Source organism: Kitasatospora sp. NPDC089509, assembly GCF_044749365.1.
Classification (GTDB): domain Bacteria; phylum Actinomycetota; class Actinomycetes; order Streptomycetales; family Streptomycetaceae; genus Kitasatospora.
On the sequence record NZ_JBIVHS010000009.1, the window covers coordinates 315,802 to 331,460 of the forward strand.

Here is a 15,659-nt window from a genome sequence, read left to right on the forward strand (position 1 = left end):
GTGGAATCGCGTGGGGCTGGCCCTGCCTCACGGCCGACGACAACCCTGGACGCCACCTGGAGGGGACGGCATGACCTTCTACGAGCAGCACCGCGACTTCATCGAGGAGTTGGAGCGGATCGCCCCGGACGGCATCCGGATCGAATGGTCCGGTGACACGCTGATCATGCAGGCGTCGCCGTCCAACATCCACCAGCTCAACGTGGCCCAGGTGCGCCGGCAGTTCGAGCAGCACGCGCCGGACGGCTACCTCCCCAGCGAGCGGAGCGAGATCGTCAGCCCGGACGTCTCCAAGGGGCGCGAGCCGGATCTGACGTACCTCCCGCTGGAGGTTCTCTCCCGGCCGGGTAACAAGGCCCCCGCCGAGGAAGCCTTGATCGCCGTGGAGATCGTCTCGCCGTCCAACGCCGGCAACGACTGGATGGACAAGCTGCGCGACTACGCGGTGATGCGCATCCCGCTGTACCTCATCGTCGATCCGCGTCAGCAGACGGTGACACTCTTCTCCGAGCCGGACCGGGACCGGTACCACACCCGCAGCGACCGGAAGTTCGGTGACACGATCACCATTCCGACGCCCTTCGGCTTCAGCCTGAACTTGTCGCAGTTGGTGCCGTACGCGGACTGATCAGCGGATCGGGCTCAGTCGTCCAGGAGCGGGAAGATGGCAGGGTGACGACGGCAGCGGAAGGAACCCCGCGATGAACGACGGTGCCCGGGGCGCGGCCCCGACCCAGCGCAAGGACGCCCGGCGCAACAAGGAGGCCCTGCTGGACGCGGCCGCCGCGGCCTTCGTCGCCGCGGGCGTGGAGGCGCCGGTGCGGGACATCGCGGCCCGGGCCGGGGTCGGCCTGGGCACCATCTACCGGCACTTCCCGACCCGGGCGGACCTGGTCATCGCCGTCTACCGGCACCAGATCGACGCCTGTGCCGAGGCCGGCCCGGCCCTGCTGGCCGAGGCCCCCACCCCGCACGCCGCGCTGGCCCGGTGGATCGACCTGTTCGTCGACTTCCTGGTCACCAAGCACGGCCTGGCCGCCGCGCTGCAGGGGGACAACGCGACCTTCGACGGACTGCACGCCCAGTTCCTGGACCGGCTGCTGCCGGTCTGCGCCGAACTGCTGGAGGCCGCGGCCGCCGCCGGGGAGATCCGCCCCGGCGTCGACGCCTACCCGCTGCTGCGCGGCGTCGGGAACCTCTGCATCGGCGCGGACAGCGACCCCCGCTACGACGCGCGCCGCCTGGTGGCGATCCTGGTCGCGGGGCTCCGGGCGTAATGCCGGTGAACGGCGGCGGGCAGGCGTGATAGACCAGACGACATTATGAATATCTGCGTCTTCTGCTCCGCGTACTCCCTCGACGACCGCTACTCCGCCCCCGCCGCCGAGTTCGCCCGCCTCCTCGGGGAGGGCGGGCACACCCTGGTCTGGGGCGGCTCCGACGCCGGACTGATGGGGCTGCTCGCCGACGAGGTCAAGGGCGCCGGCGGCCGGCTGGTCGGGGTGCTGGTCGAAATGCTGAAGCACAAGGCCTACAACGGTGCCGACGAGCTCGTGATGACCGCCGATCTGGCCGAGCGGAAGCGGGAGTTGGCCGCCCGCGCGGACGCCGTCGTGGTGCTGGTCGGCGGCCTGGGCACGATGGACGAGGTCACCGAGGTGCTGGAGCTCAAGAAGCACGGCATCTTCGACAAGCCGGTCGTCGTCCTGGACACCGAGGGCTTCTACGCGGGCCTGCGCACCCAGCTGGAGCGGATGGACGCCGAGGGCTTCCTGCCCCGGCCGCTGGCCGAGCTGATCAGCTTCGCCGACAGCCCGGCCGAGGTGTTCGCCCAGCTCAAGGCCTGAGAGGATCGGGACCATGGCTGCACATCTGATCACCGGCGCCGGCTCCGGCATCGGCGCCGTCCTGGCCGGGAAGCTCGCCGAGCGCGGCGACGACCTCTGGCTGCTCGCCCGGGACGCCCGCCGGGCCGCCGAACTGCGCGACCGCTTCCCGGGCGCCCGCACCCTGGTCGGCGACCTCAAGGAGCCGGCCAAGCTGTCCTGGGCCTTCGGGCACCAGACGCTGCCCGTCACCCTCGACTCGCTGCTGCACGTGGCGGGCACGGTCGAGCTCGGTCCGGTCGGCGAGCTGCCGGTGAAGGCCTGGCAGGAGACGCTGAACGTCAACCTGGTCGCCCCCGCCGAGCTGACCCGGCTGCTCCTGCCCTCGCTCCGGCTCACCAAGGGCCACGTGGTGTTCGTCAACTCCGGCGCCGGGCTGACCGCCCACGCCGAGTGGTCGTCCTACGCGGCCAGCAAGCACGGCCTGAAGGCGCTCGCCGACGCGCTGCGCCAGGAGGAGCACGCGTCCGGCGTCCGGGTCACCTCGGTCTACCCGGGTCGCACCGCCACCGCGATGCAGGTCAAGGTGCACCAGCAGGAGGGCAAGGCGTACGACGCCGACCGCTGGATCGAGCCGGAGTCCGTCGCCAAGGCCGTGCTGGCCGCCCTGGACGCCTCCCGGGACGCCGAGATCACCGACCTCACGGTCCGCCCGGGCCGCTGAAACCACCGCGGCGTCGCGCACTAGGCTCGGACGGGTGAGCACCGGACACCCCTTCCCGTTCCCTGACCTGCGCGGCGCCGCCACCGGCGTCGGCTCGCTGCCCGGCACCGACGCCCGGGAGGCGGCGAAGACCGCCACCGGCGCGCTGGAGCAGCTGCCGTTCCTGCCCGAGCTGCCCGCGCGCGGCCCGGGCGCCGACATGATCGGCCGCGGCGCCGGCCTGCTGGTCGAGCTGTTCGCGCAGACCGAGCCCAGCGGCTGGCGGTTCGCCGACCACCCCGGCCGGGACACCCGTCGGGCCCACTCCTGGCTCGGCGAGGACCTGGACGCCCTGGAGGAGTTCACCCAGGGGTACCGGGGCGCGCTCAAGGTCCAGGCCGTCGGCCCGTGGACGCTGGCGGCGAACATCGAGCTCCGGCACGGCGAGAAGGCGCTCGCCGACCACGGCGCCTGCCGGGACGTGGCCGGCTCGCTCACCGAGGGCCTGCGCCGCCACCTCGCCGAGGTCCGCAAGCGGGTGCCCGGCGCCGAGGTGGTCCTCCAGTTGGACGAGCCCGCGCTGCCCGCGGTGCTGGCCGGCCGGGTGAAGACCGCCAGCGGCTTCCAGCGGCTGCGCGCCGTGGACCGGCAGGTCGCCGAGGAGGTGCTGCGGGAGCTGATCCGCGGCCTGGACGCGCCCGTGGTGGTGCACTCCTGCGCCCCGGACGTCCCGGTCCCGCTGCTGCGCCGGGCCGGTGTGGCCGGAATCTCGCTGGACTTCTCGCTCCTCACCGAGCGCCAGGACGACGACCTGGGCGAGGCCGTGGAGGGCGGCACGACGATCCTCGCCGGTGTCGTCCCCTCCACTGACCAGGCGGTGTCCGACCCGGCCGGTAGTGTCCAGGGGATCAGGACCTTGTGGCGCAGGCTCGGGTTCGCTCCGGAGCTGCTGGGCCGCCGCGTGCTGGTGACGCCGACCTGCGGTCTGGCCGGGGCCTCCCCGGCGTACGCCCGCAAGGCGCTGTCGCTCGCGGCGCGGGCGGCGCAGAGCCTGGTGGACAACCCGGAATGAGAACGTAGGAGGGCTTGCGGTGACGGCTGTCGAGGGCTGGGAGGACGTCCCGGCGGAGGTGCGTCGGCGGCACGCCGAGCTGGCGAAGGAGATCACCGACCACCGCGCCCGCTACTACGAGCAGGACGCGCCCGTCGTCAGCGACGCCGAGTTCGACGCCCTGATGCGCGAGCTGGAGGCGCTGGAGGCCGAGCACCCGGCGCTGGTGACGCCGGACTCGCCCAGCCAGCGGGTCGGCGGCGCCGCCACCGAGTTGTTCGCCGCGGTCGAGCACCGCGAGCGGCTGCTCTCCCTGGACAACGCGATGGACGACGAGGAGCTCGGCGCCTGGGCGGACCGGGTCGCCGCCGAACTGGACGGCATCGAGTACCACTACCTGTGCGAGCTCAAGGTGGACGGTCTGGCCGTCAACCTCACCTACGAGAACGGCCAGTTGGTGCAGGCGGCGACCCGCGGCGACGGCCGGGTCGGCGAGGACATCACCGCCAACGTCCGCACCATCAAGGAGATCCCGCACCGGCTCAAGGGCGACGACGTCCCGGCGCTGGTGGAGATCCGCGGCGAGGTCTACTTCCCGACCGAGGAGTTCGACGCGCTCAACGCCTCCTTCGCGGCGGAGAACGAGCTCCGCCGGCAGGAGAACGAGGTGCGCGCCGAGGAGGGCAAGCGGCCCCGGGCGATGATCCGGCTGTTCATGAACCCCCGCAACGCCGCCGCCGGTTCGCTGCGCCAGAAGGACCCGCACGTCACCGCCTCCCGCCCGCTGCACATGGTGGTGCACGGCATCGGTGCCCGGGTCGGCTTCGACATCGACAACCAGTCGCACGCCTACCAGCTGCTGCACGACTGGGGCCTGCCCACCGCCCGGCACAACCGGGTGGTCGGCACCCTGGCCGAAGTGCGGTCCTTCATCAAGCACTTCGGCGAGCAGCGGCACTCGGTCGAGCACGAGATCGACGGCGTCGTGGTCAAGGTGGACGAGATCGCCCTGCAGGGCCGGCTCGGCGCCACCTCCAAGTCCCCGCGCTGGGCGATCGCCTGGAAGTACCCGCCGGAGGAGGTCACCGGCAAGCTCGCCGAGATCAAGGTCGGCATCGGCCGCACCGGCCGGGCCACCCCGTACGCGGTGCTGGCCGAGCCGGTGAAGGTGGCCGGCTCGATGGTGCAGTACGCGACGCTGCACAACCAGGAGATCGTCAAGGCCAAGGACGTCCTGCTGGGCGACACCATCGTGCTGCGCAAGGCCGGTGACGTGATCCCGGAGATCCTCGGCCCGGTCTACGACCTGCGGGACGGCACCGAGCAGGCCTTCGTGATGCCCTCGCACTGCCCGGAGTGCGGCAGCGAGCTGCGCCCGATGTCCGAGGGGGACATCGATCTGCGCTGCCCGAACGCCCAGTACTGCCCGGCCCAGATCCGGGAGCGGATCGCCTTCCTCGGCGGGCGTTCCTGTCTGGACGTCGAGGGGCTCGGCTACGTCGCGGCTACCGCGCTGACCCAGCCGCTGGAGCCGGCCGAGGCGCCGGTGCGCAACGAGGGCGACGTCTTCGGGCTGACGGAGCAGCAGCTGCTGCCGATCAAGGTGCTGGTGCGCGACCAGAAGACCGGCATGCCCAAGCTGGACGACGCGACCGGCCGGGAGAAGGAGGTCTTCTTCTTCGCGACCACCAAGGGCGATCCGAAGAAGTCGCTGCAGACCCTGCTGGACAACCTGGAGGGCGCGAAGGACCGCCCGCTCTGGCGCTTCCTGAACGGCCTGTCGATCCGGCACGTGGGCCCGGTCGCGGCGCAGGAGCTGGCCAGGGAGTTCCGTGACCTGGACCGGGTCTTCTCGGCCACCGAGGAGGAGCTGGCGGCGGTCGAGGGCGTCGGCCCGACCATCGCGCGCTCGATCAAGGAGTGGTTCGAGGAGGAGTGGCACCGCGAGATCCTGGAGAAGTGGCGGGCCGCGGGCGTGCGCTTCGTCGAGGAGTTCGCGGACGAGGAGGAGGCGGAGCGTCCGCTGGAGGGCCTGACGATGGTGGTGACCGGGACGCTGGCCGGGCACACCCGGGACGGTGCCAAGGAGGCGCTGACCTCGCGCGGAGCGAAGGTGACCGGTTCGGTTTCGAAGAAGACCGATTTTGTGGTCGTCGGTGAGAATCCAGGATCCAAGTACGACAAGGCCGTTCAGCTCGGAGTGCCGGTGCTGGACGACGCGGGCTTCGCCGTGCTGCTCGCCGACGGACCGTCCGCCGCCCGTGCCCACCTGGGGCTTCCGGAGCCCGAGCAGGCCGCGGAGCCCGGCCCGGCCGCCGCGGAGAGCTGATCCGGGGCCGACCCGACCGGCCGCGGACCGGATCCTTGTTGTTATCGTCCTGATGCAACGTCACCGGGTGTCGTTCAGTGAAAGCGGGCATTGTGTCACTGTGCGACACCCGGGCGCGGTGGCGCGTTTCCGGTTGTCCGAAAGTCTGCCCACCGGGTGGACCCCGACATACCCTGGAGCGCAACAGAGTGTCAGCAGGGGTGGGGGCACCGGCTCAACCGGTGCTCCTCGGGGTCGCTCCATGCCCGGCAGCTGTCGGTACCGGACCGGTGCCTCACCGTAAGGCGGCCTGACGGGGCGGGCCCGACGGAGGACAGGGCTTATGGATCGTACGACCGGCGGCGCGCCCACACGCCCGCCGCAGGGGGTGGCAGGTGCGGTCCTGCTGCTCGGCGTGCTGCTGGCCGGAGCCGCGCCGCTCATCCCGCTGGCCGTCCTGGTCTACCGGTACGAACCCGAACTGCTGCCGCTCTTCGCGGTGCCGCTGGCCGTCCTGGTGGCGGCCTGGCGGATCGCCCGGGATCGCGCCCGCGACCAGCTGACCGACCCCCTGACGGATCTGCCCAACCGTCAGGCCCTGCTGCTGGCCGCCCAGGAGGCGATCGCCGAGCGCGAGCAAGGGTGCAGCGTCGGTCTCATCCTGCTTGACCTCGACCGATTCCGATCACTCAACGACACACTTGGTCATACGGCCGGTGACCGCCTGCTGGTTCACATCGCCCGCCGACTCCATCGCGCGCTGCGCTCCGGCGGACCGGCCGGCAGCGCCACCCGGGAGTCCATCGACGACGTCTTCGCCGGCCTGCCCCGGCACTACCGCCGCGGCCGCCCGATGGTGGCCCGGATGGGCGGCGACGAGTTCGCCGTCCTGCTCCCCGGCATCAACTGCCCGGACAGCCTGGAACGGGTCGCCAAGGCGCTGATCGCCGAACTCGCCGCCCCGATCCGGCTGGACGGGCTGCTGCTGGTGCTGGAGGCCAGCGCCGGGGTCTGCGTCTACCCGCAGCACGCCCAGGACGCCGAGGCGCTGCTGCGCCGCGCCGACGTGGCGATGGGCCACGCCCAGCGCGAGTGCAGCGGGGTGGCCCAGTACGACGAGGCCCAGGACGCCGACACCCCGTACCGGATCGGCCTGCTCGGGGACCTCCGCCGGGCCCTGGAGACCGGCGAGGTGCAGCTGCACTACCAGCCGAAGGTGGCCTTCGACGGCCGGGTGGTCGGCCTGGAGGCGCTGCTGCGCTGGGAGCGGCCCGGGCAGGGGAGGGTCTCCCCGGACGAGTTCGTCGGCCTCGCCGAGTCCAGCGGCCTGATGCCCCGGCTCACCGACTACGTGCTGGAGGCGGCCGTCGGCCAGCTCGCCTACTGGCGCGACCAGGGCCTCCAGGTGCAGGTCGCGGTCAACGTCTCGCCGCGCGACGTGCTCAACCCCGGCTTCGCCCAGCGCGTCGCCGGCCACCTGGTCCGCCACCAGGTGCCGGCCCACGCGCTGCAGCTGGAGATCACCGAGCGGCTGCTGCTGGACGACTCCCGGCGCGCCGCCGACACCCTGGCCGAACTGCGCGGCTACGGCGTCGGGATGTCCCTGGACGACTTCGGCACCGGCCACTCCTCGCTGGTGCGGCTGCGCAGCCTGCCGGTCGGCGAGTTGAAGATCGACCGCTCCTTCGTCTCCCGGATGGTCGCCGACGACCACGACGCGGCGGTGGTGCGCTGCTCGGTGGAGCTGGCCCACTCGCTCGGCCTGACCGTGGTGGCCGAGGGCGTCGAGGACGACGAGACCTGGGAGCGGCTGCACTGCATGGGGGTGGACGCCGTCCAGGGCTGGCTGGTCTCGGCCGCGCTGCCCGCCGAGCAGGCCACCGCCTGGCTGCGGGTGCACCGCACCACCGGCGCCCCGACGGTGGAGCGCTTCGGCCCCGCCTCGCAGCTCCCGTCGATCATCAAGCCGGTCGACCGGCCCACCGCGATCAAGCCCGCCGAGCGGCCCGGCGCGCTGCCCCCGGTGCTCCCGCCGACCCTCCCGCCGGTGCTGCCGCCGGCCGTCCAGACCGTCCAGCGCGGCCCGGCGCTGCCGGCCGGCCAGATCGGCTTCCAGGCGCCGGGCGCGTCGGGCTGGGCCCGTACCGGGCCGCAGTAGCGACCGCGCGGGGAGCGCCCGGAGAGCGCGGCGGACCGCACGGTGGAGGCCGGTGACGCGGGCCCGGCTCCACTCGTTGGCCGGTGGCCGGGCCGGGCCCCATAGGATGGGGTGCAAAGACCACGAGGACGGAGCGCCGAACCCGGCTGCTCCTGCCCGGGCCCGGCACCGCCGCAGGCGTCGCCGGGTCTCACCAGAACTCACCCTGAGGATCGCTGCATGCCTGGCATCACGCGCGAGGAGGTCGCCCACCTCGCCCGGCTGTCGCGTCTTGAGCTGAAGCCCGAAGAGCTGGACCACTTCGCCGAGCAGCTCGACGTGATCATCGGCGCGGTCGCCCGCGTTTCCGAGGTCGCCGGACAGGACGTCCCGCCGACCTCCCACCCGCTGCCGCTGACCAACGTCATGCGCGCGGACGAGGTGCGGCCCTCGCTCACCCCGGAGCAGGCGCTGTCCGGCGCCCCCGCCGCCGAGGAGCAGCGTTTCCGCGTACCGCAGATCCTCGGGGAGGACTGACCGAGATGACCGAGCTGATCCGCTACACCGCCGCCGAGACCGCGGGCGCCATCGCCAAGGGCGAGGTCTCCGCCGTCGAGGTCGCCCAGGCGCACCTGGACCGCATCGAGGCCGTCGACAAGAAGGTCAACGCCTTCCTGCACGTCGACACCGAGGGCGCGCTGGCCGCCGCCAAGGCCGTCGACGAGAAGCGCGCCAAGGGCGAGGAGCTGGGCCCGCTGGCCGGCGTCCCGCTCGCGCTGAAGGACGTCTTCACCACCAAGGGCATCCCGACCACCTGCGGGTCGAAGATGCTGGAGGGCTGGATCCCGCCCTACGACGCCACCCTGACCACCCGTCTCAAGGACGCCGGCGTCGTCATCCTCGGCAAGACCAACATGGACGAGTTCGCGATGGGCTCCTCCACCGAGAACTCCGCCTACGGCCCGACCGGCAACCCGTGGGACCTCACCCGCATCCCCGGCGGCTCCGGCGGCGGCTCGGCCGCCGCGCTGGCCGCCTTCGAGGCCCCGCTGGCGATCGGCACCGACACCGGCGGCTCGATCCGCCAGCCCGGCGCCGTCACCGGCACCGTCGGCGTCAAGCCGACCTACGGCTCGGTGTCCCGCTACGGCCTGGTCGCCTTCTCCAGCAGCCTGGACCAGGGCGGCCCGTGCGCCCGTACGGTGCTGGACGCGGCGCTGCTGCACGAGGCCATCGCCGGCCACGACCCGCTGGACTCCACCTCGATCGACGCGCCGGTCCCGGCCGTGGTCGAGGCCGCGCGGATGCGCGACGTCCGCGGCATGCGGATCGGCGTTGTCAAGGAGTTCGCCGGCGAGGGCTACCAGGCCGGCGTGATGCAGCGCTTCGACGAGTCGGTGGAGCTGCTGCGCGAGCTGGGCGCCGAGGTCGTCGAGGTGTCCTGCCCGTCCTTCACCCTGGCGCTCCCGGCGTACTACCTGATCGCGCCGTCCGAGTGCTCCTCCAACCTGGCCCGCTTCGACGCCATGCGCTACGGCCTGCGGGTCGGCGACGACGGCTCGCGCTCGGCCGAGGAGGTCACCGCGCTGACCCGTGAGGCCGGCTTCGGCGACGAGGTCAAGCGCCGCATCATCCTGGGCACCTACGCGCTCTCCTCGGGCTACTACGACGCCTACTACGGCTCGGCCCAGAAGGTCCGCACGCTGATCTCGCGGGACTTCGACGCGGCCTTCGCCGGCGTGGACGTGCTGGTCTCGCCGACCACGCCGACCACCGCCTTCCCGATCGGCGAGCGCGCCGACGACCCGATGGCGATGTACCTGGCCGACCTGTGCACGATCCCGTCCAACCTGGCGGGCAACGCGGCCATGTCGCTGCCGGTCGGCCTGGCCCCGGAGGACAATCTCCCGGTCGGCCTGCAGATCATCGCTCCCGCGATGGCGGACGACCGCCTGTACCGCGTGGGCGGCGCCGTCGAGGCCGCACTCAACGACAAGTGGGGGCACACCCTGCTGGAGGAGGTACCGGCACTGTGAGCAAGATCGAGAAGGCCAAGGCCCCGAGCTCCCTGAAGGGCTTCAAGCACAGCAAGCCCGGGCTGTGGCTGTCCATCGGCACCAGCGCGTTCGGTGCGATCTCCATCGCCAAGGACGTCCGCAGCGCCCGTGCGGACAGCGACACCCTCAAGCTGGTCAACGCCCTGGTCGGGGCCGCCGCACTGATCACCGGGACCGCCCTGCTGGTGCGCGAGCTCCGTCAGCTCGCCTCCGACGACGTCCTGCTGGGCTGACGCCCCGGCCCGGTCCCGCCCGCCGGGTGGGACCGGGCCCGTACCTCCCAAGCTTCAAGTGAGAAGGGACGCTGTGAGCGTCATGAACCTGGTCTCCTACGAGGACGCTCTCGCGTCGTACGACCCGGTGATGGGCCTTGAGGTCCACGTCGAGCTGGGCACCAAGACCAAGATGTTCTGCGGTTGCTCGACCGAGCTGGGCGCCGAGCCGAACAGCCAGACCTGCCCGACCTGCCTGGGCCTGCCGGGCTCGCTGCCGGTCGTCAACGCGGTGGGCGTGGAGTCGGCCGTCAAGATCGGCCTGGCGCTGAACTGCGAGATCGCCGAGTGGTGCCGGTTCGCGCGGAAGAACTACTTCTACCCGGACATGCCCAAGAACTTCCAGACCTCGCAGTACGACGAGCCGATCGCCTTCAACGGCTACCTCGACGTGCAGCTGGAGGACGGCTCGACCTTCCGGGTGGAGATCGAGCGCGCCCACATGGAGGAGGACACCGGCAAGTCCAGCCACGTCGGCGGCGCCACCGGTCGCATCCACGGGGCCACCCACTCGCTGCTCGACTACAACCGGGCCGGCATCCCGCTGATCGAGATCGTCACCAAGCCGATCGAGGGCGCCGGCGAGCGGGCCCCCGAGGTCGCCAAGGCGTACGTCGCCGAGCTGCGCGAGCTGATCAAGGCGCTGGGCGTCTCCGAGGCCCGGATGGACAAGGGCCAGATGCGCTGCGACGTCAACCTGTCGCTGCGCCCGAACGGCACCGAGACCTTCGGCACCCGCTCGGAGACCAAGAACGTCAACTCGCTGCGCAGCGTGGAGCGGGCCGCCCGGTTCGAGATCCAGCGGCACGCGACCGTGCTGACCGACGGCGGCACCATCGTCCAGGAGACCCGTCACTTCCACGAGGAGGACGGCAGCACCACCTCGGGCCGGATCAAGGACAACGCCGAGGACTACCGCTACTTCCCCGAGCCGGACCTGGTGCCGGTGGCCCCCGCCCGGGAGTGGGTGGAGGAGCTGCGCGCCGCGCTGCCGGAGCTGCCGCGGGTGCGTCGCGCCCGGCTGCAGGCCGAGTGGGGCCTGTCCGACAAGGACATGCAGTCGGTGCTCAACGCCGGTGCGGTCGAGCCGATCCAGGACACCATCGCGGCCGGCGCCCCCGCCGACCAGGCCCGCAAGTGGTGGATGGGCGAGCTGGCCCGTCGCGCCAACGAGACCGGCACCGAGCTGAGCGAGCAGCCGATCACCCCGGCGCAGGTCGCCCGGGTCACCGCGCTGGTCGCCGAGGGCAAGCTGAACGACAAGCTGGCCCGTCAGGTCATCGAGGCCGTGCTGGCCGGCGAGGGCGAGCCGGACGAGGTCGTCGAGAAGCGCGGCCTGGCCGTGGTCTCGGACGACTCCGCGCTGGGTGCCGCCGTCGACCAGGCCATCGCCGAGAACGAGGCGGTCGCCGCCAAGATCCGCGACGGCAAGGTGGCGGCCGTGGGCGCGCTGGTCGGCGCGGTCATGAAGGCCACCCGTGGCCAGGCGGACGCGGCCCGGGTGAAGGATCTGATCCTGGAGAAGCTGGGCGTGGAAGGACAGTAGGCACAGCCTGGAGAAGCTGGGCGTGTCTGCCTGACATGCTGAGGCGGCCTAGGCCGTCAAGCCCGCCTACCTAAGGCGTCTAAGGCATCTAAGGCCCTCTAAGTAAGGCCTAAGGCCCTGTCTCACCTATGTATCTAGGTGAGACAGGGCCTTAAACCTTTTCTGGTGCCGAATCTAAGGCATCCGGCCTTCGGAAGATGGGGCACGCTCCCGATGTGGCACCCCCCACTGGGGGAGGAAGCTCTTACATGTCAGGGAAACGAAGGCAGGACCCGAGGGGGAGCCCCAAATGATCGAGTACCAGCTCATCCAGCAGCAGGCCCACGAGCTCGAAGCCCGCGCCGAGCACGAGCGCCTGGTCCGCGAGGCCCGGCAGGCCGGCCGCCTCCGTCGCCGTCCGGTGGCCGCCCGCTTCCAGCGGCGCCCCGTGCGTCGGCCGGAGTGCTGACGGTGCGGCACCACGACGGTGTCGAGGGAGTTCCGGAGGGGGAGGCGCCGCGGGGGAGCGCCTCCCCCTCCGGGCGTTCGCCCCGTTCGCCTGGGGAGATAACCCCTCTCACCCGTGGCTCCGGCTATGGCATGCTCGCCTCCATGCAGCAGATATCGGTCAGTCCCGTCTTCGTCGGCCGCGGCAGCGAGATCACCGAACTGACCGATGCGCTGCGCCGGGCGGGCAGCGGCAGCCCGCAGGCCGTGCTGATCGGCGGTGAGGCCGGCATCGGCAAGACCCGGCTGCTGGAGGAGTTCCTCCAGCGGGCCTGCGACGGGGGAGCGGTCACCACGCTCGGCAGCTGTCTGGAGGTCGGCGCCGAGGGCCTGCCGTACGCTCCGCTGGCGGCCGCGCTGCGCCGGCTGCACCGCTCGCTGGGCGCCGAGTTCGAGGCCGCGGCGGCCGGCAGCGAGGGCCACCTCGCCCGCCTGCTCTCCGAGTTCGGCGAGGCGGACGGCGAGCCCAACGACGAGTACGGCCGGGCCCGACTGTTCGAGCACACAGCGAGACTGTTCGAACGGTTCGGCGCGGAACGTACCCTCGTGCTCGCCATCGAGGACCTGCACTGGTCCGACCGCTCCACCCGTGAACTGCTCTCCTTCCTGGTGCGCACCCTGCACCGCTCCCGGGTGCTGCTGGTCGCCACCTACCGCACCGACGACCTGCACCGGCGCCACCCGCTGCGTCCCTTCCTGGCCGAGCACGAACGGCTGCGCACCGTCCAGCGGTTGGAGCTGGAGCGGTTCGGCCGCCGCGAGGTCGCGGCCCAGCTGGCCGGCATCCTCGGCACCGCCGCCCCCGACCGCCAGCTGGTGGACCGCATCCTGCGCCGCTCGGAGGGCAACCCGTTCTTCGTCGAGGAGCTGGCCACCGCCTTCGAGGACGGCTGCGGCGCCGGGCTCACCGACTCGCTGCGGGACATCCTGCTGGTCCGGGTCGAGGGGCTGGACGAGGAGGCCCAGAAGGTGGTGCGGATCGCCGCCGAGGGCGGCTCGCACGTCGAGCACGCCCTGCTGGCCGCCGTCCTGGCCGGTGACGAGGAGGCGCTGATCGAGGCGCTGCGGGTGGCCGTCGGCGCCAACATCCTGCGTCCGGACAGCGAGGGCGAGGGCTACCGGTTCCGGCACGCGCTGGTCCGCGAGGCGGTCTCGGACGACCTGCTGCCCGGCGAACGGCACCGGATCAACCGCAAGTTCGCGCTCGCCGTGGAGGCGCAGCCGCAGCTCGTCCCGGCCGACGCGCTGCCCGCCCGGCTGGCCAACTACTGGTACCACGCGCACGATCCGGCCCGCGCCCTGCCGACCGCCCTGGACGCCGCCCGGGCGGCCCGCCGCCGCAACGCCTTCGCCGAGCAACTCGGGATGCTGGAACGGGCCCTGGAGCTGTGGGACCTGGTCTCCGAGGAGGTGCTGGCGCACACCCTGCGCCCGTACGACTGGGCCGAGACCTACCCGCCCGGCTCCTGCGACCACAGCCCCGCGAGCGCCGACTGCGACCGGATCCAGCTGGTCGACGTGCTGGCCGAGGCGGTGGTCGCGGCCCGGCGCTGCGGCGACCGCGAGCGCGGCCTGAGCCTGGCCAAGCGCGGGCTCCGGCTGGTCGACGAGGCGGAGCACCCGGTGCGCTCGGCCTGGTTCCGGATCAACCGGGCCCGGATGCTGGGCAATCTGCGCCGCTCCGGGGACGACGAGGAGATCGCCCGCGCGCACCGGCTGGTGGAGCACCTGCCGCCGTCCGCGGTGCAGGCCGAGGTGTTCGCGCTGGCCGCCGGGGTGGCGGTGGTGCGCAAGCCGCGCACCGAGCACATGGAGCTGGCCGAGCGGGCGATCGGGATCGCCCGGCAGGTCGGCGCGCACTCGGTCGAGGTGCACGCCCGGATGACCCTCGGCAGCCTGCGCTACGACCTGCTCGGCGACGCCGAGGGCGGGCTGGCCGAGCTGACCGCGGCGATCGAGCGGGCCCGGCAGCTGGGCATCCCGGACCTCCTGCTGCGAGGCATCAACAACCTGGCCAGCATGCAGCACGGACTGGGCCGCACCGAGGAGGCCGTCCGACTGGCCCGGGAGGGACTGGAGTTCGCGGACGGCAACGGGCTGCAGCGCAACATCGGCTACATCCTGGCGGGCAACCTGGTCGAGGCGCTGATCGACCTCGGGCAGCTGCGGGAGGCCGAGGAACTGCTCGCCGCCAGCGAGCTGACCAGCCTGCCCGGCTCGCACGCCGAGTTCCTGGACCGGCTGCGCGGCGACCTGGCGCTGCTGCGCGGGGACCTGTCCACCGCGGCGACCATGCTGGCGCAGGCCCGGGCGGCCAACCGGGTCGGCCAGGCGCAGCACGGCGTGCCGATCAGCCGGCTGGCGCTGCGGATCGCCGCGCACGGCGGACGGCCGCTGGACGCCCGGGCCGAACTGCTCGCCGCGCTGGCGGAGGAGGGGCGGCTCGGCTACGAGTCCGACGTCTACCCGCTGCTGGTGGAGGCCGCCGGGGTGGAGGCGGACAACCTGGGGCTGCCGGAGGCCGCGGCGGGCCGGGCCGAGGCGCTGGCCGCGATCGCCGCGGCGGCCGCCGACCTGCGGCCCCGGTCGCCGCTGCACCACGGCTGGGAGCGGCTGCTGGAGGCCGAACTGGCCCGGGCGGCGGCCTCGGACACCCCGGCCCAGTGGGAGCGGGCGGTCGCCGAGCTGCGGCCGGCCGGTCTGCCGTACCCGTTGGCGCTGGGCCTGCTGCGCGGGGCCGAGGCCCAGGTGCGGGCCGGCCGGCGGGAGGAGGCCACCGAACTGCTGCGCGAGGCGGCCGAACTGGCGGGCGCCCGGAGCGACCGGCTGCTGGGGGCGCAGATCACCGCCCTGGCCGAGCGGGCCGGGCTGGGGCTGGCCCCGGCCGAGCGCCGGGCCGTCGCGGCCGCGCCCGCTCCGGCGGTCGGGGACTCCTTCGGGCTCACCCCCCGTGAGCGGGACGTGCTCCGGCTGCTCGCGCGGGGCTGGACCAACCGGCAGATCGCCGAGGAACTGTACATCTCTCCGAAGACCGCAAGCGTGCACGTGTCCAACATCCTCGGCAAGTTGGAGGTCGGCGGCCGCGGCGAGGCCGCCGCGCTGGCCCACCGGCTGCGCTTGTTCCCCGACGACGCGGCCCCCTCGGGGCGGTGAAGCCGCAGGTCGTCGGCCGTACCCGGACGATCGGTGGGCAGCCCGGCCAGGGTGGCCGGGCGCCGTCGCGTGCTCCCGTGCGCGCCGCGTGAGCCCCTGCTCGCGCGCCGCCGCCAACCG

13 protein-coding genes are annotated in these 15,659 nt (G+C 72.8%); all 13 read left to right on the forward strand.

What is annotated here, in order from left to right:
• Positions 1-70: 70 nt before the first annotated feature.
• Entirely contained in the window at positions 71-628 is a 558-nt protein-coding gene (locus ACIP4P_RS21410; RefSeq protein WP_400920641.1) for a Uma2 family endonuclease, read from the forward strand.
• A 73-nt stretch (positions 629-701) separates the two neighbouring features.
• Positions 702-1,277: a TetR/AcrR family transcriptional regulator gene (locus ACIP4P_RS21415; RefSeq protein ID WP_400920643.1), complete on the forward strand. Its 576-nt coding sequence runs from the start codon at positions 702-704 to the stop codon at positions 1,275-1,277.
• Positions 1,278-1,322: 45 nt separating this feature from the next.
• Positions 1,323-1,847, forward strand: coding sequence for a TIGR00730 family Rossman fold protein (locus ACIP4P_RS21420; RefSeq protein ID WP_400920645.1), 525 nt, complete (start codon positions 1,323-1,325; stop codon positions 1,845-1,847).
• 13 nt (positions 1,848-1,860) lie between these two features.
• Positions 1,861-2,550 (forward strand): SDR family oxidoreductase, encoded by a 690-nt coding sequence (locus ACIP4P_RS21425; protein ID WP_400920647.1) that lies wholly within the window; start codon positions 1,861-1,863, stop codon positions 2,548-2,550.
• 34 nt (positions 2,551-2,584) lie between these two features.
• Positions 2,585-3,601, forward strand: coding sequence for a methionine synthase (locus tag ACIP4P_RS21430; RefSeq protein ID WP_350516712.1), 1,017 nt, complete (start codon positions 2,585-2,587; stop codon positions 3,599-3,601).
• Between the two features lie 19 nt (positions 3,602-3,620).
• Positions 3,621-5,909: an NAD-dependent DNA ligase LigA gene (ligA, locus tag ACIP4P_RS21435; RefSeq protein ID WP_400920650.1), complete on the forward strand. Its 2,289-nt coding sequence runs from the start codon at positions 3,621-3,623 to the stop codon at positions 5,907-5,909.
• A gap of 322 nt (positions 5,910-6,231) precedes the next feature.
• The gene (locus tag ACIP4P_RS21440) at positions 6,232-8,046 is read left to right on the forward strand and encodes a putative bifunctional diguanylate cyclase/phosphodiesterase (RefSeq protein WP_400920652.1); all 1,815 of its coding nucleotides are present in this window, start codon (positions 6,232-6,234) and stop codon (positions 8,044-8,046) included.
• A 219-nt stretch (positions 8,047-8,265) separates the two neighbouring features.
• Positions 8,266-8,562, forward strand: a complete 297-nt coding sequence (gene gatC / locus ACIP4P_RS21445) for an Asp-tRNA(Asn)/Glu-tRNA(Gln) amidotransferase subunit GatC (RefSeq protein ID WP_030057414.1) — start codon at positions 8,266-8,268, stop codon at positions 8,560-8,562.
• Between the two features lie 5 nt (positions 8,563-8,567).
• Positions 8,568-10,061 carry an Asp-tRNA(Asn)/Glu-tRNA(Gln) amidotransferase subunit GatA gene (gene gatA / locus ACIP4P_RS21450; protein WP_400920654.1) on the forward strand — a complete coding sequence of 498 codons (1,494 nt, stop codon included), beginning with the start codon at positions 8,568-8,570 and terminating at the stop codon, positions 10,059-10,061.
• The gene (locus ACIP4P_RS21455) at positions 10,058-10,315 is read left to right on the forward strand and encodes a hypothetical protein (protein ID WP_350516716.1); all 258 of its coding nucleotides are present in this window, start codon (positions 10,058-10,060) and stop codon (positions 10,313-10,315) included. The genes gatA and ACIP4P_RS21455 overlap by 4 nt, the downstream gene beginning before the upstream one ends.
• Positions 10,316-10,388: 73 nt before the next feature.
• Entirely contained in the window at positions 10,389-11,900 is a 1,512-nt protein-coding gene (gatB, locus tag ACIP4P_RS21460) for an Asp-tRNA(Asn)/Glu-tRNA(Gln) amidotransferase subunit GatB (protein WP_400920657.1), read from the forward strand.
• Between the two features lie 289 nt (positions 11,901-12,189).
• On the forward strand, positions 12,190-12,348 hold the full coding sequence (locus ACIP4P_RS21465) for a hypothetical protein (RefSeq protein ID WP_350516718.1): 159 nt from the start codon (positions 12,190-12,192) through the stop codon (positions 12,346-12,348).
• Between the two features lie 143 nt (positions 12,349-12,491).
• Positions 12,492-15,539 (forward strand): helix-turn-helix transcriptional regulator, encoded by a 3,048-nt coding sequence (locus ACIP4P_RS21470; RefSeq protein ID WP_400920659.1) that lies wholly within the window; start codon positions 12,492-12,494, stop codon positions 15,537-15,539.
• Positions 15,540-15,659: the final 120 nt, after the last annotated feature.

Excerpts from the sequence above, each read along its gene's own strand:
- ACIP4P_RS21425 (WP_400920647.1), top strand. The coding sequence starts at position 1,861 with ATGGCTGCACATCTGATCACCGGCGCCGGCTCCGGCATCGGCGCCGTC.
- ACIP4P_RS21440 (WP_400920652.1), top strand. The coding sequence starts at position 6,232 with ATGGATCGTACGACCGGCGGCGCGCCCACACGCCCGCCGCAGGGGGTG.
- ACIP4P_RS21470 (WP_400920659.1), top strand. The coding sequence starts at position 12,492 with ATGCAGCAGATATCGGTCAGTCCCGTCTTCGTCGGCCGCGGCAGCGAG.
- gatC (WP_030057414.1), top strand. The coding sequence starts at position 8,266 with ATGCCTGGCATCACGCGCGAGGAGGTCGCCCACCTCGCCCGGCTGTCG.
- ACIP4P_RS21420 (WP_400920645.1), top strand. The coding sequence starts at position 1,323 with ATGAATATCTGCGTCTTCTGCTCCGCGTACTCCCTCGACGACCGCTAC.
- ACIP4P_RS21415 (WP_400920643.1), top strand. The coding sequence starts at position 702 with ATGAACGACGGTGCCCGGGGCGCGGCCCCGACCCAGCGCAAGGACGCC.
- ACIP4P_RS21465 (WP_350516718.1), top strand. The coding sequence starts at position 12,190 with ATGATCGAGTACCAGCTCATCCAGCAGCAGGCCCACGAGCTCGAAGCC.
- ACIP4P_RS21410 (WP_400920641.1), top strand. The coding sequence starts at position 71 with ATGACCTTCTACGAGCAGCACCGCGACTTCATCGAGGAGTTGGAGCGG.
- gatA (WP_400920654.1), top strand. The coding sequence starts at position 8,568 with ATGACCGAGCTGATCCGCTACACCGCCGCCGAGACCGCGGGCGCCATC.